Genomic DNA, 262 nt, shown 5'->3' with positions numbered 1-262 from the left:
TCTTTCATCATTACAGACAATGTAGCAGGAAGATCATTCCTTAAGCTAAAGGAAGTCCCAATAGAATTTCCCCCTAAGGAAAAACTACAAAATAAACTGATACAATACATCATAATTTTATCTGAGAAAGGCGATAGTTTAGAGGTTGTTACATTTCCGGCAGCTGTACTTGGTACTTGAATACCTTCTTTAACAAGAAGTTCACTTAACTCTTTAATTACCCCTTTAGCCAGTTCAGTTCCTTTTGAAAAATATTTAGAAA

The 262-nt window shown here is 33.6% G+C and carries 1 protein-coding gene; it reads right to left on the bottom strand.

Going from position 1 to position 262, the window contains the following annotated elements:
- The coding region (locus AOA60_RS28855; protein WP_143522582.1) for a DUF3231 family protein at positions 1-262 on the bottom strand (262 nt) is incomplete at both ends.

This window comes from Pseudomonas sp. 2822-17 (genome assembly GCF_002742485.1).
GTDB lineage: Bacteria > Pseudomonadota > Gammaproteobacteria > Pseudomonadales > Pseudomonadaceae > Aquipseudomonas > Aquipseudomonas cyclaminis.
Note: the sequence above shows the minus strand (reverse complement) of the source record. Positions and strands in the feature narration are given on the sequence as shown.